Annotated in this window: 18 protein-coding genes and 3 tRNA genes; 10 read left to right on the top strand and 11 right to left on the bottom strand. The window is 73.0% G+C overall.

Annotation, left to right across the window (positions count from 1 at the left end; translation table 11 throughout):
* Nucleotides 1-61 precede the first annotated feature (61 nt).
* Nucleotides 62-976: a DUF480 domain-containing protein gene (locus HN031_RS22115; RefSeq protein WP_367650617.1), complete on the bottom strand. Its 915-nt coding sequence runs from the start codon at nt 974-976 to the stop codon at nt 62-64.
* Between the two features lie 54 nt (nt 977-1,030).
* On the opposite strand from HN031_RS22115, the gene hrpB reads away from it, so the two are divergent.
* Genes hrpB through HN031_RS01365 form a run of 3 tightly spaced genes read left to right on the top strand, consistent with a single transcriptional unit; the run spans nt 1,031 to nt 5,738 of the window.
* Nucleotides 1,031-3,562: an ATP-dependent helicase HrpB gene (gene hrpB / locus HN031_RS01375; protein WP_367650616.1), complete on the top strand. Its 2,532-nt coding sequence runs from the start codon at nt 1,031-1,033 to the stop codon at nt 3,560-3,562.
* Nucleotides 3,563-3,612: 50 nt separating this feature from the next.
* On the top strand, nt 3,613-4,809 hold the full coding sequence (locus HN031_RS01370) for an MFS transporter (RefSeq protein WP_216651965.1): 1,197 nt from the start codon (nt 3,613-3,615) through the stop codon (nt 4,807-4,809).
* 29 nt (nt 4,810-4,838) lie between these two features.
* Nucleotides 4,839-5,738: an arginase family protein gene (locus HN031_RS01365; protein ID WP_172265223.1), complete on the top strand. Its 900-nt coding sequence runs from the start codon at nt 4,839-4,841 to the stop codon at nt 5,736-5,738.
* An 80-nt stretch (nt 5,739-5,818) separates the two neighbouring features.
* Here the strand turns inward: HN031_RS01365 and HN031_RS01360 are convergent.
* Nucleotides 5,819-5,891, bottom strand: a tRNA-Lys gene (locus HN031_RS01360).
* 76 nt (nt 5,892-5,967) lie between these two features.
* On the bottom strand, nt 5,968-7,536 hold the full coding sequence (locus HN031_RS01355) for an NAD(P)/FAD-dependent oxidoreductase (RefSeq protein WP_172265220.1): 1,569 nt from the start codon (nt 7,534-7,536) through the stop codon (nt 5,968-5,970).
* 94 nt (nt 7,537-7,630) lie between these two features.
* Between HN031_RS01355 and HN031_RS01350 the strand changes: the two genes are divergently transcribed.
* Together HN031_RS01350 and HN031_RS01345 are read left to right on the top strand one after the other, a co-directional pair.
* Complete coding sequence (locus HN031_RS01350) at nt 7,631-8,812, top strand: aromatic acid exporter family protein (RefSeq protein ID WP_172265217.1); 1,182 nt, start codon at nt 7,631-7,633, stop codon at nt 8,810-8,812.
* Nucleotides 8,813-8,877: 65 nt separating this feature from the next.
* Nucleotides 8,878-9,282: a ChaB family protein gene (locus tag HN031_RS01345; protein WP_172265214.1), complete on the top strand. Its 405-nt coding sequence runs from the start codon at nt 8,878-8,880 to the stop codon at nt 9,280-9,282.
* A 25-nt stretch (nt 9,283-9,307) separates the two neighbouring features.
* Here HN031_RS01345 and HN031_RS01340 read toward each other — a convergent pair whose 3' ends face one another.
* From HN031_RS01340 to orn, 3 genes are all read right to left on the bottom strand, one after another.
* A complete protein-coding gene (locus HN031_RS01340; protein ID WP_172265211.1) occupies nt 9,308-11,101 on the bottom strand; it encodes a thiamine pyrophosphate-requiring protein in 1,794 nt (597 codons plus the stop codon).
* A 208-nt stretch (nt 11,102-11,309) separates the two neighbouring features.
* Nucleotides 11,310-11,385 (bottom strand) — tRNA-His (locus HN031_RS01335).
* 45 nt (nt 11,386-11,430) lie between these two features.
* The gene (orn, locus tag HN031_RS01330; RefSeq protein WP_172265208.1) at nt 11,431-12,108 is read right to left on the bottom strand and encodes an oligoribonuclease; all 678 of its coding nucleotides are present in this window, start codon (nt 12,106-12,108) and stop codon (nt 11,431-11,433) included.
* A 115-nt stretch (nt 12,109-12,223) separates the two neighbouring features.
* On the opposite strand from orn, the gene HN031_RS01325 reads away from it, so the two are divergent.
* The 3 genes from HN031_RS01325 (at nt 12,224) to HN031_RS01315 (ending at nt 15,738) form a co-directional block, all read left to right on the top strand.
* Nucleotides 12,224-13,006 carry a thioredoxin domain-containing protein gene (locus HN031_RS01325; protein ID WP_172265205.1) on the top strand — a complete coding sequence of 261 codons (783 nt, stop codon included), beginning with the start codon at nt 12,224-12,226 and terminating at the stop codon, nt 13,004-13,006.
* A gap of 25 nt (nt 13,007-13,031) precedes the next feature.
* Nucleotides 13,032-14,066, top strand: coding sequence for an adenosine deaminase (locus tag HN031_RS01320; RefSeq protein ID WP_367650615.1), 1,035 nt, complete (start codon nt 13,032-13,034; stop codon nt 14,064-14,066).
* Nucleotides 14,067-14,463: 397 nt separating this feature from the next.
* Nucleotides 14,464-15,738 carry an SGNH/GDSL hydrolase family protein gene (locus HN031_RS01315; RefSeq protein WP_172265202.1) on the top strand — a complete coding sequence of 425 codons (1,275 nt, stop codon included), beginning with the start codon at nt 14,464-14,466 and terminating at the stop codon, nt 15,736-15,738.
* 117 nt (nt 15,739-15,855) lie between these two features.
* On the opposite strand, the gene HN031_RS01310 is transcribed toward HN031_RS01315, so the two are convergent.
* Both HN031_RS01310 and HN031_RS01305 read right to left on the bottom strand, forming a co-directional pair.
* Nucleotides 15,856-16,173, bottom strand: coding sequence for a hypothetical protein (locus tag HN031_RS01310; protein ID WP_172265199.1), 318 nt, complete (start codon nt 16,171-16,173; stop codon nt 15,856-15,858).
* A 161-nt stretch (nt 16,174-16,334) separates the two neighbouring features.
* Nucleotides 16,335-16,411: transfer RNA gene (locus tag HN031_RS01305), tRNA-Arg, on the bottom strand.
* A 13-nt stretch (nt 16,412-16,424) separates the two neighbouring features.
* Here HN031_RS01305 and HN031_RS01300 point away from each other — a divergent pair.
* Entirely contained in the window at nt 16,425-17,177 is a 753-nt protein-coding gene (locus HN031_RS01300; protein ID WP_367650619.1) for an alpha/beta fold hydrolase, read from the top strand.
* 49 nt (nt 17,178-17,226) lie between these two features.
* On the opposite strand, the gene HN031_RS01295 is transcribed toward HN031_RS01300, so the two are convergent.
* Entirely contained in the window at nt 17,227-18,615 is a 1,389-nt protein-coding gene (locus HN031_RS01295) for a dicarboxylate/amino acid:cation symporter (protein ID WP_172265196.1), read from the bottom strand.
* Nucleotides 18,616-18,989: 374 nt separating this feature from the next.
* Here HN031_RS01295 and HN031_RS01290 point away from each other — a divergent pair, with 374 nt between their 5' ends.
* Complete coding sequence (locus HN031_RS01290; protein ID WP_172265193.1) at nt 18,990-19,781, top strand: SDR family oxidoreductase; 792 nt, start codon at nt 18,990-18,992, stop codon at nt 19,779-19,781.
* Nucleotides 19,782-19,799: 18 nt separating this feature from the next.
* Here HN031_RS01290 and rlmC read toward each other — a convergent pair whose 3' ends face one another.
* Nucleotides 19,800-20,915, bottom strand: coding sequence for a 23S rRNA (uracil(747)-C(5))-methyltransferase RlmC (rlmC, locus tag HN031_RS01285; protein WP_172265190.1), 1,116 nt, complete (start codon nt 20,913-20,915; stop codon nt 19,800-19,802).
* Nucleotides 20,915-22,333 carry an aminopeptidase P family protein gene (locus HN031_RS01280; protein ID WP_367650614.1) on the bottom strand — a complete coding sequence of 473 codons (1,419 nt, stop codon included), beginning with the start codon at nt 22,331-22,333 and terminating at the stop codon, nt 20,915-20,917. Before HN031_RS01280 ends, rlmC begins: the two co-directional genes overlap by 1 nt.
* Nucleotides 22,334-22,431: the final 98 nt, after the last annotated feature.

Below are 22,431 nucleotides of genomic sequence, written 5' to 3'. Positions count from 1 at the left end.
CCGGGTCGAAGGTTCGCATCTCTCAATGGGTGCCCCTGAGCGCCGCGGATGCTCAGGACCCTCAGGTTGCGTGCTGCTGGACGATGTTGAGCACGTTGCCGTCGGGAGCGCGGACGAAGAAGCGGGTCACGCCCCATGCCTCGGTCGTCAGGGGGTGCACGATCTCGTACCCACGCTCCTGTGCTTGGCGGTAGGCGGCCTCGACGTCGTCGACCATGACCGAGACGACGGGGTCCGCGGGCGCGGTGGCATCGCTGGTCATCACCTGGAGCGTCGCCCCGGACACCGGCGACGTGTGACGGGCCACCCAGCCGAGGTTGAACTCCTCCTCGGTCAACCCGAGGTAGTCGCTGTAGAAAGTCTTGGAGGCGGGAAGGTCCGAGACGTGGAGATCGGCGATGACCTGCGTGACGCGGATGCGTGACGGGTCGGCACTGTCAGCCGGGCCGCTCTCGCCCGGGTCCTGCTCCGGTGCGACGCCCAGGAGGTGGATCCAGCGCGGATCCTGCTGGCCCGGCCGGCGCTCGAGCTCGCGCACCAGTGGTTGCGGGCGGCTCGCCATCCGGCGCAGGCACTCCTCGACCTGGCCCCGGTCGGCGAACCCGTGCAGCCGCTCGGTGCGGGTGCGCAGCTCACCCGGCGCCTGCGGGCCGCGGAGCAGCAGGACGGTGAGCAGCGCTCGCTCGTCGGGCTCGAGGGCGAGGTGCTCGTCGAGAATCTGGTGGTACTTCAAGGTCCGGCGACCGGTGTCGGACCACACGATCCGCAGCAGCCCGCGCTCCTTGAGCGACTTCGCGGTCCGCTCGACGGTCTGCTGGTCGAGGTCGGTGACGGGCTCGCGGCTGCTCCTCTGGTTGCACGCCGCCACGAGTGCGTTCGCGGAGAGGGGATAGGTGCTGGGCACGGTCGTCTGCTTCTCCAGCAGGCTGCCGAGGATGCGCTGGTCAGTCGCATCGAGGACGGGGAGGTCTCTCACGTCACGACCATAGGCCCGCCTCGCCCAGCAGGGCGCGTCAGGCACACTTCAGGAGTGTCCGACGCGCTGCGCCACCTGCTCGCAGCGCCGCCCGACCTCCCGGTCATCGCGGGACTGGCCCCTCTTGCCGAGGCGCTCCGGGCCCGCGGAGTCGCGGTGGTCCAGGCACCGCCGGGCACCGGCAAGACGACGCTGGTCCCCCCTGCGGTCGCCGAGGTCGTCGCCGGACAGGTCATCGTCACCCAGCCCAGCCGCATCGCGGCCCGCGCTGCTGCCCGCCGTCTGGCCCACCTGCTGGGCGAACCGGTCGGTGAGACGGTCGGGTACTCCGTACGAGGAGATCGACGCACCAGTCGCCGTACGCGTGTCGAGATCGTCACCACCGGTGTGCTGCTCCGGCGGATCCAGTCCGATCCCGAGCTGCTCGGTGTCGGGGCCGTGGTGCTCGACGAGGTGCACGAGCGCCACCTGGACGCCGACCTCACCCTGGCGCTGCTCGTCGACGTCCGGGCCAACCTTCGTGAGGACCTCGCTCTCGTGGCGATGTCGGCCACCATCGAGGCTGAACGGACGGCCGCCCTGCTCGGTGACGGAGGCGCTCCGGTGATCCGCGTCCCGGGTGCCCTGCACCCGGTCGACGCGGTCTGGTGCCCGCTGCCCGCGGGGGTGCGCCGCACCGACGACCGGGGAATCACGCCGGCCTTCCACGACCACGTGGCGGCGACCGTGCGCCGTGCGCTGGTCGGGCACGAGGGAGACGTCCTGGTGTTCGTGCCGGGCGTCGCGGAGGTCGAGGCAACCGTACGTCGCCTTGCCGGCGTGGACGCGGCCGTGCACGCCCTGCACGGACGGCTGTCCGGCGCCGAGCAGGACCGTGCGCTGAGCGAGGGCCCTCGTCGGCGAGTGATCGTCTCGACCGCGGTGGCCGAGTCGTCGCTGACGGTGCCCGGCGTACGCGTCGTGGTCGATGCCGGGTTCTCGCGCGAGCCGCGCACCGATCACCGTCGCGGACTGGCCTCCCTGGTCACCGTCGCGGTGAGCCGGGCAGCGGCCGAGCAGCGGGCGGGGCGGGCCGGACGTCTTGGTCCGGGGACCGTGCTGCGGTGCTGGTCCGAGGCGGAGCACGCGCACCTGGCCGCTCACCCGGACCCCGAGATCGCCACCGCCGACCTGACGGCCTTCGCCCTGGAGGTGGCGTGCTGGGGCACCCACGACGTCCAGGACATGGCGCTGCTCGACCAGCCCCCGGCGCACGCACTGGCGGCGGCCAAGGAGGTGCTGGTGGGGCTGGGGGCGATGACCGAGGACGGGAGAGCCACCTCGCGGGGCCGGGTGATGGCTGGCGTGCCGACCGATCCCCGGCTGGCGCGCGCCCTCATCGACGGGGTCTGTCTCGTCGGGGCCGAGCGGGCCGCAGAGGTGGTCGCGATGCTGAGCGAGGACGTGCGCGCTCCCGGCGGGGACCTGGTGGCTGCGCTCCGGACACTGCGCGCTGACCAGCGGGCAGGATCGTGGCGCCGTCAGGTCGCGCGCCTGCAGGATGTCGGCGCCAGGCACGGCGCCGCCGGCGACCGCAGCGAGGCCTCGCACGCCCGAGCGCTCACCGACGACGTGGCGGTGGGTCTGGTGGTGGCCCTGGCGCATCCGGACCGGATCGCACGCAAGCGCTCGGGCGCGTCCAGCTACCTGATGGCGTCCGGGACAGGCGCGGCGCTCGACTCGCGCGCCCCGGGGCCGCTCGCCGGACTCGAGTGGCTCGCTGTCGGAGACGCGGAGCGACGGCCCGGGCAACGTGACGCCCGGATCCGCGCGGCGGCGCCCCTCACCGAGGACCTCGCGCTGGAGGCAGCGGGATCGCTGTGGGCCGAGGTGGACGAGGTGACCTGGACCAGCGGGCGAGTGCTGGCTCGACGACGGACGTTGCTGGGCGCGATCGAGCTCAGCTCGGCCCCGCTCAGCGATCCACCCGCGCAGGCCGTGAGCGACGCGATCCGGGAGGCGGTCGCGAGCGAGGGGCTCGCGCTGCTCTCTTGGACGGAGGCGGCCACGGCGCTCCGCGCCCGCCTCGACTTCCTGCACCGCGCGCTCGGTGACCCGTGGCCCGACGTGAGCGACGCAGCGCTGACCCGGGACCTCGACTCCTGGCTCGGGCTGCAGCTGGCACGGGTCCGCTCGGCGCACGACCTCCGTCGGGTCGACGTGACCGCCGCTCTCCGGGCGATGGTGCCGTGGCCGGAGGCGGGCAGGCTCGACGACCTCGCCCCGGAGCGCGTGGAGGTGCCCAGCGGGTCGGCCGTGCGGATCGACTACTCCCAGGACCAGCCGGTGCTCGCCGTGCGACTGCAGGAGGTCTTCGGCTGGACCGCAGCGCCGGTCCTGGCCGACGGCAGGGTCCCGCTCCTGCTGCACCTGCTCTCTCCCGCGCGCCGCCCGGCCGCCGTGACCGCGGACCTCGAGTCCTTCTGGGACAACGGCTACCCGGGCGTGCGTGCCGACCTGCGCGGGCGCTATCCCAAGCACGCGTGGCCCGAGGATCCCCGCAGCGCACCCGCCACCGCGCGGACGAACCGAGGTCGCCGAGGCTGAGCCGAGCCCGACGGCCTCGTACGGTGAGTGCGGTCCCTAGACTGCCGGCCGTGAGCGCGCGGGGCCCGATCTGGCGCGAGCCGGGCATGGCGCCGCTGGTCGTGATGACGTGCGCGGGATTCTCCGGGTACGCAGTGCTGCTCACGGTCGCTCCTCTGTGGGCGGTCGACGGTGGGGCGACCACCGCCGGGTCCGGGCTCGTCAACGGCGTGCTCCTGCTCTTCACGGTGCTGACCCAGCTGTTCGTCCCACGCGCCCTGCGGCGCTTCGGGTGGGGACCGGTGCTCGCCGTCGGCCTGGTCCTGCTCGGTGTCCCCGGCGTCCTGCTGTCACTCAGCAACGAGCTCGGCGTCGTCCTCGGCCTCTCGGCGGTCCGCGGGATCGGGTTCGGTGTCCTCACCGTCACCGGCAGTGCCGCACTCGCCGCTCTGGTGGATCCGAAGCGGCGCGGGGAGGCGATCGGGACCTACGGCCTCGCTGTCGCGGTGCCGAACCTGGTGCTCCTCCCCGCCGGACCGTGGATCGCCGAGAGCGTCGGCTACTGGGTGACGTTCGCCGTGAGCGCTCTGCCTCTGGCCGGCATTCCCGCCGCGCTCCGTCTCGCGTCGGCGCTCCGCCTCAGCGCGCCGGACCTGCACCCCGGCGCGTCCGCGGCGCCCGACCCGAACGACCCGGAGTCCGCTGCCTATCGCCGGTTGCTGCGGCCGATGCTGCTGTTGCTCGCGGTCACCTTGGCGGGCGGTGCCGTGATCACCTTCACGCCACAGATGGTCGACAGCCCGTCGGTCGCAGCCGGCGGCCTGCTGCTGATGGGGCTGGCTGCCGCGCTGAGCCGGTGGCGGGTCGGGGTGCTGGCGGATCGCTACGGCGCCCGACGTTTCCTCGTGCCCCTGGTTCCTCTCACCGGGGTGGGGATGGCACTCGTGTCGTGGTCGGTCGCGGACTCCGACGGCGTCCGCGTCGGCTCCTTCCTCGTCGCCATGCTCCTGGTCGGCCTGTCCTACGGAGGTCTGCAGAACCTGACGCTCGTGGTCTCCTTCACGGCCGTCTCCCGTCGGCACCACAACCTCGCGAGCGCAGTCTGGAACGTCGGCTTCGATGCGGGTACGGCGCTGGGCTCGGTGGCCGTCGGGGTGATCGCCGAGCTCACGTCCTTCGCCACCGCCTTCCTGATAGCCGGCGCGCTCGCCGTGGCGACGCTTCCGCTCGCTCTGCAGCGACCGGCCGCCACCGAGAGGGACGGCTGACCACGACACTCGTGCGGCATCCTGTGCTGATGGCGAACATCCACATCCTCGGCTACCCGAGCAGCGCGGGCGCCTACTGCGTCGGCGTCGAGCACGCCCCGGCCGCCCTCCGCGACGCGGGCCTGGTCGTCGCGCTCGAGGCCGCCGGGCACCAGGTCGACGACCTCGGGGACCTGCCCGTCCACCTCTGGAAGCCGGACCAGAGGCGGCCGCTGGCCCAGAACCTCGACGAGGAGGTCGGAGCGCTGCGCGCGCTCGCCGACGCCGCAGCACCGCTCGTCACGACCGGCCACCGCGTGCTCGTCCTCGGCGGGAGCTGCACGGTGGCACTCGGGCTGTGCGCCGCCGTGCAGGACGCCGGGATCGAGCCCCACCTCGTCTACGTCGACCGTCACCTCGATCTCAACACCCCCGACTCGACCACCGAGGGCTCGCTCAGCTGGATGGGGATGGCCCACGCCCTCGGCCTGCCGGGCGCTGCAGAGCCGCTGGTCGGACTGGCAGGGCGACAGCCCCTCCTGCAGGCGGCGCACCTGAGCTACCTCGGGGTCGACCTCGCCGACGAGACCACCCCGTGGGAGCGTGACCAGGTCGAGCGGCTCGGGATCTCCGTCACCACGCAGGCGGAGATGGTGGCGGACCCGACGACCGCCGCACTCAAGGCGAAGGGCGTGCTCCCGGACGGGCCGTTCGTGGTCCACGTCGACGTGGACGTGCTGGACTTCCTCGACGCTCCGCTGGCCGAGAACGTCAACGGCCGCAACTCCGGCCCGACCCTGGTCCAGCTGGGCGCGGCGTTGACCACGCTGTGGCTGGATCCGGACTGCCTCGGCATGTCGGTCGGCCAGCTCGTGCCTGCGCACGCCGCGTCGGACCCGACGTCCCTCGCCCGCTTCGTGGAGGCGCTCGTCCCGCCCAGCGACGGCTGACCTCGACGACCGGCTGACCGGGAGGCGGCGGGCAACAGGAAAGCCCCTGACCAGTTCGCACTGGTCAGGGGCTTGATCTGTACGCCATCAGGGACTCGAACCCCGAACCCGCTGATTAAGAGTCAGCTGCTCTGCCAATTGAGCTAATGGCGCAGGCGGTGAAGCGAGTAGAACATTACCCCGTCGTGACCGGCAGGCGAAATCGAGGTCCTCGGCGAGGACGGCGTCGTCAGAGGTCGGCGAGCACCGCCTGGGCGGCGTTGTGGCCACCCAGCCCGGAGACCGCGCCGCCGCGGCGCGCGCCCGACCCGCACAGCAGGACGGTGGGGTGCTCGGTCTGCACGCCCCACTGCTGCGCCGGGGTGTCGAGCCGGGTCCGCGACGGCGCCCACGGCCACTCGAGGTCGCCGTGAAAGATGTGCCCGCCCGGCATGGCGAGGTCCCGCTCGACGTCCTGCGGGACCTTCGCCTCGATACAGGGACGGCCGTCGGCGTCGGTGGCGATGCAGCCGGCCAGGGGCTCCGCCAGCACGGCGTCGATCGAGGCGATGGCCCGCTCGACAGCGAGGTCACGGGCGCCCGGTTCGGCGTCGAACAGCCCGGCCGGCGTGTGCAGGCCGAAGTAGGTGAGCGTGTGCGCCGAGCCGGCCAGGTCACCGAGGATGGAGGGATCGGTGAGGCTGTGGCAGTAGACCTCGCCCGGCAGCGGATCGGGCACCGAGCCGCCGGCCGCGGCGGCGTACGCCTGCTCGAGGCAGGTGTAGTCCTCGGCGAGGTGCAGCGTGCCGGCGAAGGCGACCGCGGGGTCGACGCCCGACCTGAGGGCGGGGAGGCGGTCCAGCAGGAAGTTGATCTTGAGCTGCGACCCGACCGGCTTGGACTCAGGGTCCTCGCCCTCGCCGAGCAGGATCCGCAGCACCCACGGGGCGACGCCCGAGAGGACCCGCCGGCCGGAGACGGCGTGCTCGCGCTCGCCGTCGTGCCAGGTGACCTCGGCGCCGTCCGGGCCCGGCCTGATGGCGCTGACGCCCGCGCCGGTGACGATCTCGGCGCCGGCGTCGACCGCCGCCCGGGCGAGCGCCCCGGTGACCGAGCCCATGCCGCCGATGGGCACCCGCCACTCGCCGGTCCCGTTGCCGACGAGGTGGTAGAGGAAGCAGCGGTTCTGGACCAGCGACGGGTCGTCCAGTGAGGCGAAGGTGCCGATCAGCGCGTCGGTCGCGACCACCCCGCGGACCGTGTCGTCGCGGAAGCGCTCGGTGATGGCGTGGCCGAGCGGCTGCTCGACCACGTCGCGCCAGATGCGCTCGTCGACGCGGGCGCGGAGGTCGCGCTCGGAGGGCAGCGGCTGCATCAGGGTCGGCGCCACTGCGTCGGCGAGCCCGCCGACCTCGGCGTAGAACGCCTGCCAGGCGGCGTACTCCTCGTCACCACCCGTCAGCTCGCGGAACGAGCGCCGGGTCGCGTCGCCCTCGGGGCGCTCGACGAGCAGCCCGCCGGTGCGGTCGCCGCGGCTCCAGGGCGTGTACGACGCCGTGGTGCGCGAGGCCAGGCGCACGTCGAGGTCGAGGTCGGCCATCAGCTGCTCGGGCATCAGGCTCACCAAGTAGGAGTAGCGCGAGAGTCGCGCCGGCACTCCGGCGAACGGCTCGACGGAGACGGCGGCGCCACCGGTCTCCGCCAGCCGCTCGAGGACCAGGACCGACAGCCCGGCCCGCGCGAGGTAGGCGGCGCTGACGAGGGCGTTGTGCCCGCCGCCGACCACCACGACGTCATAGCTGCTCCTGCCCGCACTCACCGACACAACCTAGACCCTGGGGCGCCCGTTTCCGCGGACCCGACCCCTCCCTACGAGGCTGCGACGCCGGCCCTCGGTCCGTAGGGTCGATCGGATGAGGGAGTACGTGAGGGAGGACGTCGAGGATGCGGAGGAGGGCCCCGGGAAGGCCTTCCGCCCGAGCAGGGAGGAGCGGCTGAGGGAGCGGATCAACGACCGGCTCGGCGACCCGATCTGGTGGAACGACCTCCTCCAGCTGGGCAAGACCGTGCTCGCCGCCGTGGCCGCATGGGTGCTGGCGGCGAGCGTGCTGGACCTGCCGCAGCCGTTCCTGGCGCCGTGGGCCGCGCTGCTCGTCGTGCACGCCACGGTCTACCGGACCCTGTCCAACGGCACCCAGCAGGTCGCGGCCACGGTCGTGGCGGTGCTCCTCGCCACCGTGGTGGGGGAGGTGCTCGGCCTCACGACGGGCGCCATCGCGCTGCTCCTCGTCGTCGCGCTGCTCCTGGGCGCCGTGCCGTGGCTCGGCGCCGAGGCGACCACAATCGCCACGACCGGGCTCGTGGTGCTCACCACCGGGTTCGACAACGACACCCTGCTCGTCTCCCGGCTGCTCGACACGGCCGTCGGCGTGGCGGTGGGGCTCCTCGTCAACGTCATGGTGTGGCCCCCGCTCGGGCGGCACGCCGCCGCCAAGGCGCTGGACCGCGTCGACGAGGGCATCGGCGAGCTGCTCGTGGAGATGGCCGACGGGCTGGGCAGCCGGTGCGGCCAGGAGGACGTCGACGGCTGGGTCGACCGCACGCGTGACATCGACGAGGAGCTCGACCACGCGTGGGCGCTGGTGCGACAGGCGCAGGAGAGCGCGCGGATGAACCCGCGCCGGTCGGCCCGGGCGATGAAGGAGCCCCGCCAGTGGCACGGGCTGCTGCGGCGCATGGAGCAGGCCGTCGCCGAGACGCGCAGCCTGGCCCGCACGCTCGGCAGCCAGCAGTCGCACCGGGAGACCTGGGGCGAGGAGTTCTCCCGGGCGTGGATCGGCATGCTGCGCGACGCCGGCCGGGCGGCCGTGGACGCCGACCCCGAGGGCATGCTCGCGGTCCGCGCCCGCCTGGTGTCGCTCAGCGACGACCTGCGTCGCACCGAGCGCTCCCCGGAGTGGGCGATCTACGGCGCGCTCATCATCAACCTGCGCAACATCGTCGACTCGATGGACGTGGTGGCCGAGGCCAACCCGATCGGCGGCCCGACCCTGCCGCTCCGCATCCCGGCGCGGCGGCGACCGGTCCGGGGTTGATGGATCGCTCGGCTGTGGGTACATCTGGAGGCGGCACGCCCGCCACGGACCCCGAGGAGGTCACCATGCCCGGCAAGCAGGAGCTGCCCTCGACCCTCGAGCGCTCGTCCGCCAAGGCGCAGCGCACCTGGATCAAGGCGCACGACGCGGCGGTGGAGGAGTACGGCGAGGGTGAGCGCGCCCACCGCACCGCCTTCTCCGCGCTCAAGCACTCCTTCGAGAAGGTCGGCGACCACTGGGAGGCCAAGGACGAGAAGGGCCCCTCCGACGCGCAGTCGGCGAAGACGGGCAAGGCGGCCCGTCAGGGTGGCGAGACCGCCGAGGGCGTCGACGCCAACGCGTCCAAGGCGCACCTCATGGACCTGGCCAAGCGGCTCGACGTCACCGGCCGGTCCCGGATGACGAAGGCCGAGCTGGTGGACGCCATCAAGAAGGCGAACCGCAGCGAGACCCGCAAGAGCCGCGGCTGAGGCACGCGCCCCAGCCCGGCGCCCCTCAGTCCGGGTCGGCACCCTCCTGGCGCGCCTGCTCGTCGAGCAGGGCACGGGCGTGGTCGCCGTCGTCCTCCTGTGCCAGCCCGCGGCGGAAGCTGTCGAGCTTCTCGCGTCCGCCGGGGAAGGGCGGGAGCAGCGGCACGTCGGGATCCACCACCGCCTCCAGCACGACCGGCCGGTCCGCGGCCAGGGCCCGGTCCCAGGCGTCGTCGACGTCCTCGGGGCGCTCGACCCGGATGCCGGTGAGGCCGAGCAGGTCGGCGTACGCCGCGTAGGGGAAGTCGGGGAGCGTCTGGCTGGCGTCGTAGCGCGGGTCGCCCTCGGTCTCGCGCTGCTCCCAGGTGACCTCGGCGAGGTCGCGGTTGTGCAGGACCAGGACGACGAACCGGGGGTCCGCCCACTCCCGCCAGCGGTGCGCGACGGTGATGAGCTCGGCGACGCCGTTCATCTGCATGGCGCCGTCGCCGGCGAGGGCGACGACCGGGCGGTCCGGGGCGTGGAGCTTGGCCGCGAGGCCGTAGGGCAGCGCCGACCCCATCGACGCCAGGGTCGAGGACAGGTGGGCCGGCACCCCGGGCGGCAGCGTGAGGTGCCGGGCGTACCAGTAGGTGATGGAGCCGACGTCGACGCTGACCTGCGCGTCGCCCGGGAGCCGGGGGGTCAGGGCCCGCACCACCCGCTCCGGGCTCAGCGGGTCGGCCGGACCCTCCGCCCGCTCCTGGGCGAGGTCGTGCCAGCTCCGCACCCGGTCGGTCACCTCGCTGCGCCAGTCGGACCCCTCGCGCTCGCGCAGGAGCGGCAGCAGCGCGGTCAGGGTCTCGGCCGCGTCACCGACGAGGCCCACCTCGACGGGGTAGCGGTTGCCGACGTGGCGGCCGTCGAGGTCGACCTGCACCCCACGGGCCTGTCCCGGGGCGGGGTAGAACTCGGTCCACGGGTCGTTGCTGCCGACGATCAGAAGGGTGTCGCAGCTGTCGAGGAGCCAGCCCGACGCGGTGGTGCCGAGGTGGCCCATCACGCCGCAGCTGGTGGGCAGGGTCTCGTCCCACCAGGGCTTGCCCAGCAGGCTCGTGGTCACACCGGCGCCGAGCCGGTCGGCGACGGCCCGCACGTGCTCGCCGGCGCCGCGGGCGCCCTGCCCGACGAGCAGGGCCACCCGCTCGCCGCCGTTGAGGACCGCGGCGGCGGCCTCGAGGTCCTCGTCGGCTGGTACGACGCGCGGCGGGCGCCACTGCGGGACGGTCGGCACCACCCCGTGCTCGTGCGGCAGCTCGTCCGGGGCGGGGGAGACCTGCACGTCGTGCGGGAGGATGACCACGCAGGGGGACCGGGTGGCCAGCGCGGTGCGGAAGGCGCGGTCCACGACCATGGCGGCCTGCTCCGGGGCGAGGACGGCCTGGACGTACTGCGCCGCCACGTCCTTGAAGAGGGCGCTGAGGTCGATCTCCTGCTGGTACTCCGCCCCGAGGGCGGTCGTCGGCTGCTGACCGACGATCGCGACGACCGGCTGGTGGTCGAGCTTGGCGTCGTAGAGCCCGTTGAGCAGGTGCACCGCGCCGGGACCCTGGGTGCTCGTCATGACGCCCACCTCACCCGTGTACTTGGCGTGGCCGACCGCCATCAGGGCGGCGTTCTCCTCGTGCCGGGCCTGCACGAACTCCGGGTCGCCGCCCGCTCGCCGCAGCGCTCCCATCAAGCCGTTGATGCCGTCGCCGGAGTAGCCGAAGGCGCGGTGCACGCCCCACGCGAGCAGGCGCTCGACCACCAGGTCGGCCACCAGGCGCTGGTCTGCCATCGAACTTCTCCTCCGCTCGGGAGGTGTCCAGTGCCCACAGCCGAGGGGGTCATGTGCGTCCCGACCGCTGCGCGTGCTCAGCGGTCGGCGTCCGAGCGCACCAGCCGTACGGCGCCGGCGACGACCGCGACCCCAGCGCCGAGCCGGGCTGCCGACGGCCGGGGACGGCTCGAGCCCCTGGCCCGGAGGCCAGGGGCTCGATCACGTCTGGGGTGAGTAACGGGACTTGAACCCGCGACATCCGCCACCACAAGGCGGCGCTCTACCAGCTGAGCTATACCCACCATGCTCTCCGCGCGAGCGCGAAGACGTCGAGAAGTGTAGGGCAATCAGTCCGCAGAACCGGAATCGGCCCCGGCGTCGGAATCGGCCCCGGTGTCGGGAGCGGCCGCCGCGGGACCGAGCCCGGTCAGCTGGCCGCCGTGCCGCGCGGCGATCTGGCGCGCCTGGGTGCTGTCGGGCCCGGGCTGCGGCACGAAGACGGCCTCGCGGTAGTAGCGCAGCTCCTCGATGCTCTCCTGGATGTCGGCCAGCGCGCGGTGGTTGCCGCGCTTGGTCGGGGCCGCGAAGTAGGCCCGGGGGTACCACCGGCGCGACAGCTCCTTGATCGAGGAGACGTCAACGATCCGGTAGTGCAGGAACGACTCGAGGGCCGGCATGTCGCGGGCGAGGAAGGCCCGGTCGGTCGCGACGGTGTTGCCGGCGAGCGGGGGGCGGCTGCCGTCGGGGCAGTGCTCCTTGATGTAGGCGAGCACCTGCTCCTCAGCGTCCGCGAGCGTCGTACCGCCGGCGAGCTCGTCGAGCAGGCCCGACTTCTCGTGCATGCTGCGCACGAACTCGACCATCTGGTCCAGCGCCTCGGCGGTGGGCTTGATGATGACGTCGAGGCCCTCGCCGAGCACGTTGAGCTCGAAGTCGGTCACGAGCGCCGCCACCTCGATCAGCGCGTCGGCCCCGAGGTCGAGGCCGGTCATCTCGCAGTCGATCCACACCAGTCTGTCGCTCACCGGACAGACCCTACCCATGACGCGCCGCCCACCCTGCGGCGCTCTCAGCCTCGACTCAGGCTCGCCTCATACGCTGTCCGGGCCTACCACCACCGAATCCTGGAGGAAAGCCTCGATGGCGCAGAAGAAGAGCTCGCAGAAGTCCGCCCAGGACAAGGCGGCAGCGCAGGCCAGGCGCGAGCAGCGCCAGGCCCGCACCGAGCGGGCCCGCGCGCAGGCCGAGGAGCGTCGCAAGGCCGCCAGGCGCAAGGAGCAGCTCACCCGCTTCGGCGTGATCGCCGGCGTCATCGTGCTGCTCGTCGGCGGCTGGTTCCTCGTCACGAACCTCGGCTCGGACGAGCCCGACACCCCGCCCGCGGGTGCGAGCGACGACTACGGGCTGGTCGTCGGCGAGGCCGACGCCCCCAAGTCGATCGTCATCTACGAGGACTTCCTCTGCCCCTTCTGCGGCCAGCTCGAGCAGACCGTCGGCGACCAGCTCGACCAGCAGGTCGAGGCCGGCGAGGTGAAGGTCGAGTACCGCCCGCTGCCGTTCCTGAGCCGGATCAGCGACTACTCGCCCCAGGCGGCCAACGCCTTCGCCGTCGTGCTCGACGCGTCCGGACCCGAGGTCGCCAAGGAGTTCCACGACCTCCTCTTCGACAACCAGCCCGAGGAGAGCGGCCCGTTCCCGGACGACGACCAGCTGGTCGAGTGGGCCGTCGAGGCCGGCGCCACCGAGGACGAGGTGCGCCCGGGCATCGAGGACATGGCGTTCGAGGGCTGGGTCGACGCGGCGGGTGACGCCGCGTCGGACGCGGACGTCGACTCCACGCCGACGGTGCTGATCGACGGCGAGCGGGTCGAGGGCCAGACCCTCGACGACATCGCGAACGCGATGGTCGGGTCGGCCGGCTGACCCGGCTGCTGGGACACTGCCGGTCGTGAGCCTCCACGACTTCATCACCGGCCTCCCGAAGGCCGAGCTGCACGTCCACCACGTCGGGTCGGCGTCGCCGCGGATCGTCTCCGAGCTCGCGGCGCGCCACCCCGAGGCGGGCGTGCCCTCCGACCTGGAGGGGCTCGAGCGGTTCTTCACCTTCCGCGACTTCGCGCACTTCATCGAGGTCTACCTCGCTGTCGTCGACCTGGTCCGCACCCCCGAGGACGTGCGGACGCTGACCTACGAGGTCGCGCGCGAGATGGCCGAGGGCCAGCAGCTGCGCTACGCCGAGCTGACCTGCACGCCGTACACGTCCGTGCTGCGCGGCATCCCCATCGACGCCTACACCGAGGCGATCGAGGACGCGCGCGTCGCGGCCGAGCGCGACTTCGGTCTGGTGCTGCGCTGGATCTACGACATCCCCGGCGAGCTCGGCATCCCGGCCGCCGACGCCACCCTCGAGTACGCCCTCGAGCACCGCACCGACGCTCTCGTGGGCTTCGGCCTCGGCGGGCCGGAGATCGGCGTACCGCGGGCGCAGTTCCGTGAGCACTTCGAGCGGGCTCGCGCAGCCGGCCTGCACTCGGTGCCGCACGCCGGCGAGACCACGGGGCCGGAGACGATCTGGGAGTCCGTACGCCTGCTCGGCGCCGAGCGCATCGGGCACGGCTGCTCGGCCGCCCAGGACCCCGAGCTGCTCGCCCACCTGGCGGGCTCGGGGATCGTGCTCGAGGTGTGCCCGACCTCCAACGTCGCCACGGGGGCGGTGGACCGGATCGAGGACCACCCGTTGCGCTCGTTCGTCGACGCGGGCGTCACCGTGACCATCAACTCCGACGACCCGCCGATGTTCGCCACCACGCTCAACCACGACTACGAGGTCGCGGCCGGGCTGCTCGACCTCGACGAGTCGGGCGTCGCGGCGCTGGCGCGCGCGGCGGTCGACGCGTCGTTCGCCCCCGCGGACGTGAAGGCCCGGATCACGGGGGAGATCGACGACCACCTGCGCCGGGAACTTTTTTCTCCCAACCCGTAACACCTGCGTGGGTGCCGCCGCTGAGGGTGGTGAGCGGCCGCGTTCCGCGGGGCCCTCACCACACCCGTTCATCGAGCTCCCGCCCTTGGACGGATCCCCCCAGGACTCGTGGTGAGGCCCTACCAACGCAGTGACAGCGGCACGATCCTCCGGGATCGTGCCGCTGCTCTGCGTGCTGTCGACCGGTGGGCCGGGTCCGGGAAAGCATTCGGCCCCGCTACCTCATACGTGGCGGGGCCTGGCCACATCCTGACGTGACCGGGCGTCCCGGTCGGGGAGGCTGGCGGGCGTGTCGGCGCACCGGGGAGCGGGCGTGGCGCCGGGGTCGCGGGTTCCGGGGAAGGTGCCCGGCGCGGCCGTCCACCACTTACGATCGGCACGACGTCTTCGGGGGAACATGAACAAGCTGGTCACGCTCGTCGCTGCCGCGTTGGTGGCCGTCGTTCCCGCGCCCGCCGGCGCGCAGTCCGTCGCCGACCCCCTCCCAGACCCCCTTGCCGACCCCCTCGCCGCGTGGCACGCCGCGTACGACTCGGCCGGGACCGCACAGGCGAACGTCGTCTGGCTGGGCTCATCGACCACCTACGGCGTCGGGGCCAGCACGCCGGACAAGCGCTACACCGACCTCGTGATCGCCGAGCTGCGCGGCGACCCGGAGCCCGTCACCCACGTCGCCGGCTCCTACCCCGCCAGGAACACCTCGCCCGGCGTGCACGGCTACGTCTCGGCGCCCGGTGGCTCCACCAGCGAGAACTACGTCGGCGACGTCAACCGGCCCTGGATCCTGTGGGAGCGCCCGTCGCTCGTCGTCCACATGGTCGGGTCCAACGACTCGGTGACCTACGAGCCGTTCGCCGTGCCCGTCGACGAGTACGAGACCAACATCGGCGAGAAGATCGACCGCCTCGACGCCTCCACCAGCCGGCCCATGAGCCACCTGCTCGTCCACACCTACCGACGCCCGGACGTCACCGCCGCGACGTGGCGGACCTACGGCGAGGCCCTGGACCGGGTCGCCGCGGCCCGGGACAACGTGGCCGTGGTCGACGTCTCCGAGGAGTACGAGTCGGCCGACCACCACGGCGCGGACCCCCGCGACCTGATCCACGACGCCGACGGTCTGCATCCCTCGGACACCGGACACGCGCTCCTGGCCCGCCGGATCGCCGACGCGGTGCTGGCCGGAACGACGCCCGAGCCGGAGCCGGAGCCGACGCCCGAGCCCGAGCCGACGCCCGAGCCGACGCCCACGCCCACGACGGAGCCCACGCCGACCCCCAGCCCGACGCCCGCCCCGACGCCCGCCCCGACGCCGGTCCCCGCACCCGGCCCGATGCCGCCGACCACACAGCCGGCGCCCGTGCTCGCCCCGGCGCCTGCCACGACGGGCACTCCCGAGCCCGTGCCGGCCGCTGTGCCGGCCGCTCCGGCCGCCCCGCGCAAGGTCAGGGCGATCCGCCACGGTCGCACCATCCGGGTCAGCTGGCGGTCGGTCGCCGGAGCCGAGCAGTACGCCGCCCGGTGCGGCCGCAGGACGGCCGTCGTCAGCACGACCGCGGCCGTCGTCCGTGGCACCGCGACCGTCTGCAAGGTCCGGGCGATGGGCCGCGGCGGCGCGTCGTCGTGGGCCAAGATCCGCGTCCGGTCCCAGGTCGTCCCGCGGGGGGCGTGACGCCCCCGACGGGATCCGAACCCGTGACCGCGGACGAGACGTGCGCTCGAGGCCGGCTCGTCAGGGCTCACGAGCCGTGGACGGCCCGACTCCTGGGAGCCGGGCCGACCCGGAGACTCACTCGGGGGACGTCGGGAAGTCAGGCACGACGACGTAGTAGCTGATCCCCTTCGGGGCGCCCTTGCCGTTGAGGAGCGTCGACGTGAGGATCCCGTCCTCACCGACGGTCGTCGTCATGACACGCGTCCCGGCCTTGTAGCAGACCGTCGCGTGGGCACCGACGTAGACGCTGGTGGTCTGGTGGTCGAGCTCCACCTTGTCCGCGCTGGTGCGGTCGTCGCAGTGCTGGGCGGTGGCAGCGCTGGGGCCGGCGGTGCCGACCAGGGCGACGGCTGCCAGGGCCAGGGCTGCGGTGGGACATGCGATGCGCTTCATGAGCTTCTTCTCCTGTCGGGGGCACCGGCCCGGTGGCGCGGTATCAGGCCGTGGCGGCGACGACTCGTCGAGGAGCGGTGCGTCCGGTTCCGGCTCGCCCACGCTAGGTCATCTGGTCTGGACCAGTCCCCGTTTTGCGCAAGGTCGTGCACAGGTCAGCATGGCGCCCCCGACAGGATTCGAACCTGTGACCCGCGGATTAGAAGGCCGCCGCTCTATCCAGCTGAGCTACGGGGGCTGGCGGCGTCAGTATCCCAGCCGCCGCGGAGGCGTCGGGAGGTGGCATCCTCGACCCGTGCGTCCGCACCTGGTCCTCGTCCACGGCTCCCGCCTCGCCAGCTCGCAGTGGCTCCCCGCAGCTCCCGCTCCTCGCGGGCAGGGCGACCGTGGGCCTGGTCGACCTGCCCGGCCACGGCCGCCTGGTCGACGAGGCGTTCACGCTCGCGCGGTGCGTCGAGGTGATCGACGAGGCGGTCGACGCAGCGCCGGCGGGTGCGCCGGTCGTCCTCGTCGGGCACTCCCTGGGCGGCTTCGTCGCCATGGCGTACGCCGCCGAGCGCGGCCCTCGACTCGACGGCCTGGTGCTCGCCGGGTGCAGCGCGACGCCCACGGGCCCGGGTGCTGCGGTCTACCGCGGCGTCGCGGCGCTCACGGAGCGGATCGGCCCGGAGCGGATGACGCGGGTCAACAACCGCGTCCTGCGCCGGCTCTATCCTGCGGAGCTCATCGAGCCGGTGATCGCCGACGGCTACTACTTCACGCCGACCCCGGCCGCGTGGCGTGCCGTCATGGACGAGTGCCACCCCGCGATGCTGCGGGGGCTGGCGTGCCCGGTGCTGGTGCTCAACGGGCAGTGGGACCAGTTCCGGCTGGGGGTCCGCAGCGTCCTGCGCGTGCTGCCGGACGCCCGGGTGGCCACGGTCCCGGCGGCCTCGCACCTGGCGAACCTCGACCAGCCGGAGGCCTTCGCCGAGGCGGTGCTGGGGTTCGCCGAGGACGTGTGACGATCCGGTCGCCGGGACAACCGGATCGTCACACGTCCTGCGTCCGACCTCAGGCCGAGACGGGCACCGGGTCGGGGTCGACGGTGGTCTCCTCGCGCCAGGCCGTGCGGGCGCGCGGGGCGTCGTACACCGCCTGGTCGATGATGCCCTCGCGCTTGGCCACGATGGTCGGCACGAGCGCCTGGCCGGCGACGTTGACGGCGGTGCGGCCCATGTCGAGGATCGGGTCGATCGCGAGCAGGAGGCCGACGCCCTCGAGCGGCAGGCCGAGCGTCGACAGGGTCAGCGTCAGCATCACGGTCGCGCCGGTGACGCCGGCCGTGGCCGCCGAGCCGATGACCGAGACGAACGCGATCAGCAGGTAGTCGGTGACCGACAGGTCGAGGCCGAAGAACTGCGCGACGAAGATCGCCGAGATCGCGGGGTAGATCGAGGCGCAGCCGTCCATCTTGGTGGTGGCGCCGAGGGGCACCGCGAAGGAGGCGTACGCCCGCGGGACGCCGAGGTTGCGCTCGGTCACGGACTCGGTGACCGGCATGGTGCCGACCGACGAGCGGGACACGAAGGCCAGCGAGATCGCGGGCCAGGCGCCGGAGAAGAACTGCTTCACCGAGAGGCCGTTCAGGCGGAGCAGGGCGGGGTAGACGCCCAGGAGGACGATCAGCAGGCCGGCGTAGATGGCGATCGTGAAGGTGCCGAGCGAGCCGAGCGCGTCCCAGCCGTAGCTGGCCACGGCGTTGCCGAGCAGGCCAATCGTGGCGATCGGGGCCAGCAGGATGATCCACCACAGCACCTTCTGCACGACGGCGAGCGCCGAGCGGACGAAGCCGAGGAACGGCTCGGCAGCCTCGCCGACCTTGAGCGTGGCGATGCCGATGGCGATCGCGACGACGAGGATCTGCAGCACGTTGAAGGACATCGACACGCTGCCGTCCTCGGCGGCGGAGCCCTCGAGGCCGAGCACGTTGGCCGGGACGAGACCCGTGAGGAAGTCCAGCCACGAGCCCGTCGTGCCGGGCGCGGTGGCCGCGTCGGAGGTCACGCTGGTGTGGTCGCCGGGCTGCAGGACCAGGCCGAGCGTGATGCCGATGGACACCGCGATCAGGGCCGTGATGGCGAACCAGGCAAGGGTCTTCCACGCCAGCCGGGCGGCACCGGTGACGTCGCGCAGGTTGGCGATGGAGGCGACGATCGCGAGGAACACCAGCGGTGGGACGACCGCGCGCAGCAGCGTGACGAACGTGCCGCCGACGGTGCTCAGGGTCTCGGTGAGCCAGTTGGGGTCGACCTCGCCGGTGGCGTCGACGCCGTCGGCGCCCATGCTGCGGGCGACCAGGCCGAGGACCACGCCGAGCACGAGTCCGATCAGGACCTGCACGCCGAACGAGGGGAGCTTGAAGCGGGTGGGCTTCGCCTGCTCCTTAACAGAAGTATTCATACTGGAAAAATAACCTTTCGCAACGGCACCGCGACGAGCGGGTGCCGGGGACGCAAGCGGATCGGGGAGGACCCGGGGAGGACCCGGGACGGACCGAGGGATCAGGCGGTGCGTCGGAGGCGACAGAGCGCGCTCTCGGTGCGGGCGAGGTCGACGGCGCGACGCTGCGTCAGAAGGTCTCCGACGCTCGTCGGTGCGGTCGTGGCGGCTCGCACGTCAGGCACAACCTGACCCCCCAGCACCGGATTCCGTGCGTCGCATCACAGCGGGTCCGCCGACCTCCAGGGTGCCGAGCACGTCCTCGGGTGCCCGTGCGGGGGCTGACGGGCGCACGACGTCCGCATGCGCGCGCGCCCAGCGGGTACGCCACCGGCATGAGCAACCACCACCCCCGGCTGGCCATCGTCACCGGCAGCGACTCGGGCATCGGCCAGGCGACGGCGACCCTGCTGGCGAGCGAGGGCTTCGACGTCGGGCTGACCTTCCACAGCGACGAGGAGGGCATCCGGAGGACCGCCGTGGAGGTCGAGCGGCGCGGGCAGCGCAGCTTCGTCGAGCCGTTCGACGCCTCCTCCCCGGACGCCGGCGCGGTCGTCGACCGGCTGGCCGGCCAGCTGGGCGGCCTCGGCGTGCTGGTCAACGTCGCCGGGACCGGCCACTCCGACCGGGTGCTCGACCTGGACCTCGACACCTGGCGCCGGGTCCTGGCCACCGACCTCGACGGACCCTTCCTCTGCTCGCAGCACGCGGCCCGACGGATGGTGCAGCAGGGCGACGGCGGCCGGATCATCAACGTCACCAGCGTGCACGAGCACCTGCCGCGACTGGGTGCCGCCGCCTACTGCTCCGCCAAGGCCGGGCTGGGCATGTTCACCAAGGTGCTGGCCCTGGAGCTCGCCGAGCACGGCATCACCGTCAACGCAGTGGCGCCGGGCGAGATCTCGACCCCGATGACCGGCCAGGACGAGTCCGAGGCCTACCACCAGGAGCGGCCGGGCAACCCGGTCGGACGCCCGGGGCACGTCGCCGAGGTGGCCTCGGTCATCGGCTTCCTCGCCTCGCCGCGGTCGGCGTACGTCACCGGGTCCTCCTACACCGTCGACGGCGGCCTCAGCCTGATGGCCGCTCACGGGCACGACACGGCCACCGGGTGGCGCGAGATCTGAGGCGCAAGACCCGGCGCGTCAGCGCTCCAGCAGCACGAGCACCTCGTAGTGGCCGGTGTGCGGGAACATGTCCAGCACCCGCGCCTCGACCGGGCGCAGCGAGGGCATGAGCGCCAGGTCGCGGACGAGCGACTCGGCGTTGCACGACGAGTAGACGACGTGGCGCGTCGCCGAGCCCTCGAGCCAGCCGGCCAGGTCGGTGCCGATGCCCCGCCGCGGCGGGTTGACGACCACGAGGTCGGGGGAGGTGCGCGAGGCCAGCGCGTACGCCGTCGCATCGGCGGCGACGAACTCGGCGGCCACGTCCAGCTCGGCCGCCGTCGCGGTGGCGGCGGCGACGGCGTCGGCCGACACCTCGACGCCGAGCACCTCACGCCCCGGCGATGCCAGGTGCAGCGCGAAGCCGCCGACACCGCAGTAGAGGTCCCACACCGTGCGCACGCCCGGCAGTCCGTCCACCCATGCGCGCGCCTGTTCGTAGAGCGCCTCGGCGACCGGGGTGTTGGTCTGGAAGAAGGAGCGCGGTCCGAGCCGCAGCGTCACTCCCGTGGCCAGCCGCATCGGCAGCGTCGCCTCCCCGGTGAGGACGACCTCCCGCTCGCCCTCGAGCACCGCCTTGTGCTCGGGCTGCACGTTGATCGTCACCACGCGCAACGCGGGCACCGCCTCCAGCAGCGCGGGCAGGCGGGAGCGGATCCGCGCCTCGAGGGCGGTCGAGCGCAGCACCAGCCGCAGCATGAGCTCGCCGTCGGGCGACTCGGTCAGCAGGACGTGCTTGAGCTCGCCGGTGCGGGTCGCGACGTCGTACGGCGTGAGGCCGGCGGCCGCGATCCACGCGGCGATGCGGTCGAGGGCCGACGTCAGGCCCGCCGAGTGCAGGCCGCAGTCACGCAGGTCGACGCCCCGGAGGTCGCGGTCCAGGATCCCGAGGGTCGGGACCTCGACGCTGCCACCGACCGCCATCTTGGCCTTGTTGCGGAAGCCCGCCTCCGGCCCCGCCACGGTCGGCAGCCAGACCGGTGCGTCGACCAGGGACCGCGCGTGCAGCTCCTTGTCGGAGAGCTGACGTGCCCGCGGCAGCTCGAGCAGCGTGCAGGAGCGGCAGCGGAACGCGTCGTAGTGGTGGCAGTCCACTAGCCGCGGAGCCGGCCCATCCACTCCTCGACGTCGGCGGACGTGCGGGGGAGCGAGGCCGACAGGTTCCGGTTGCCGTCGGCGGTCACGAGGATGTCGTCCTCGATGCGGATGCCGATGCCGCGCAGCTCCTCGGGCACCAGCAGGTCGTCCTCCTGGAAGTAGAGGCCCGGCTCGACGGTGAGCACCATGCCCTCGGCGAGGTCGCCCTTGGGGTAGATGTCGGCCGAGGAGCGGCCGCAGTCGTGGACGTCCATGCCGAGCATGTGCGAGGTGCCGTGCAGCGTCCAGCGCGCATAGACCTTCGACTCCGGGTCGAGGGCCTCCTCGGCGGACACCGGCAGCAGGCCCATGCCCTCGAGGCCGTGGGCGAGCACGTCCATCGCGGCGTGGTGCGCCGCCAGGAACGGCACGCCCGGTCGTACGGCGTCGATGCCGGCCTGCTGCGCCTGCTGCACCAGGTCGTAGAGCTCGCGCTGGAGCGGGGTGAAGGTGCCGTCGACCGGGATCGTGCGCGTGACGTCGGCGGTGTAGAGGTTGTGGCCCTCGACGCCCATGTCGAGCAGCACCAGCTTCCCGGGCTCGATGGAGCCCGTGTTGTCGATCCAGTGCAGCGTCGTGGCGTGTGATCCGCCGGCGCAGATCGAGTCGTAGCCGATGTCGTTGCCCATCGCGCGGGCGCGGCGGAAGAAGGTGCCCTCGATCCACCGCTCGCCGAACTCGAGCACGCGGTCCCAGTCGCGGACCGAGTCCTCGAAGCCCAGCGCGGTGATGTCGCACGCCTCCTGCAGCTCGCCGACCTCCCACTCGTCCTTGACCAGGCGCAGCTCGTCGGCGACGCGGGCCAGGTCCTCGTCCGTGGTCAGGTCGCGGACCTTGCGGTCGTCGTCGAAGGACGGCAGGTCCTTGACGTGGCGCACCTCGATGCCGAGCGAGTCGGAGATCTCCTGCGCCGACGGGCGGCGGCCCGCCCACAGCTCGCCGTACTGCCGGTCGCGGAAGAACTCGTCGGTGTCCCGCTCGGAGCGCGGCCGGGCGTAGAGCACCGACTGGCCGTCCTCGATCACCAGCACCGCGTCGGAGGTCTGGTTGCCGGAGAAGTAGGTGTGCGCGGTGTCCGGGCGGAACCGGTAGTCGGTGTCGTTGGAGCGCACCTTGTAGGTCCCGGCGGGCAGGACCAGCCGGTCGTCGGGGAACGCCTCGGACAACCTGGCGCGGCGCTCGGCGGCGCGCTCGGCGACGGGGTGCCGCGGGACCTCGAGGGTCCGGTCGCCCCATCCCTCGCGCATGAAGGCGGCGTAGGCCGCGGGCACGGCCGGGTCGTGCGACTCCGTCCGGGGCTGCTCGGCGCCCTCGGGGGTCGTCTCGACGGTGACGTCGACGGCGGGGTCTGCGGGGGGTGCGGTGGGCTCGCTCACCCGGTCACTGTACGACGCTCGCGCGGCGGCCCGACACACGAGGAAGCGCCGGCCGGGCCCGCGCGGGACCTGCCGTGCGACCGTCCCGACAATTGGCC

Origin of the sequence: Nocardioides sp. zg-1308 (assembly GCF_013155375.1) — a bacterium.
Lineage (GTDB): Bacteria > Actinomycetota > Actinomycetes > Propionibacteriales > Nocardioidaceae > Nocardioides > Nocardioides renjunii.
Note: the sequence above shows the minus strand (reverse complement) of the source record. Positions and strands in the feature narration are given on the sequence as shown.

Bases quoted from the DNA above. Each gene is read 5' to 3' on its own strand.
- HN031_RS01365 (WP_172265223.1), top strand. From the start codon at position 4,839: ATGGCGAACATCCACATCCTCGGCTACCCGAGCAGCGCGGGCGCCTAC.
- HN031_RS01350 (WP_172265217.1), top strand. From the start codon at position 7,631: ATGAGGGAGTACGTGAGGGAGGACGTCGAGGATGCGGAGGAGGGCCCC.
- HN031_RS01345 (WP_172265214.1), top strand. From the start codon at position 8,878: ATGCCCGGCAAGCAGGAGCTGCCCTCGACCCTCGAGCGCTCGTCCGCC.
- HN031_RS01340 (WP_172265211.1), bottom strand. From the start codon at position 11,101: ATGGCAGACCAGCGCCTGGTGGCCGACCTGGTGGTCGAGCGCCTGCTC.
- HN031_RS01325 (WP_172265205.1), top strand. From the start codon at position 12,224: ATGGCGCAGAAGAAGAGCTCGCAGAAGTCCGCCCAGGACAAGGCGGCA.
- HN031_RS01315 (WP_172265202.1), top strand. From the start codon at position 14,464: ATGAACAAGCTGGTCACGCTCGTCGCTGCCGCGTTGGTGGCCGTCGTT.
- HN031_RS01310 (WP_172265199.1), bottom strand. From the start codon at position 16,173: ATGAAGCGCATCGCATGTCCCACCGCAGCCCTGGCCCTGGCAGCCGTC.
- HN031_RS01295 (WP_172265196.1), bottom strand. From the start codon at position 18,615: ATGAATACTTCTGTTAAGGAGCAGGCGAAGCCCACCCGCTTCAAGCTC.
- HN031_RS01290 (WP_172265193.1), top strand. From the start codon at position 18,990: ATGAGCAACCACCACCCCCGGCTGGCCATCGTCACCGGCAGCGACTCG.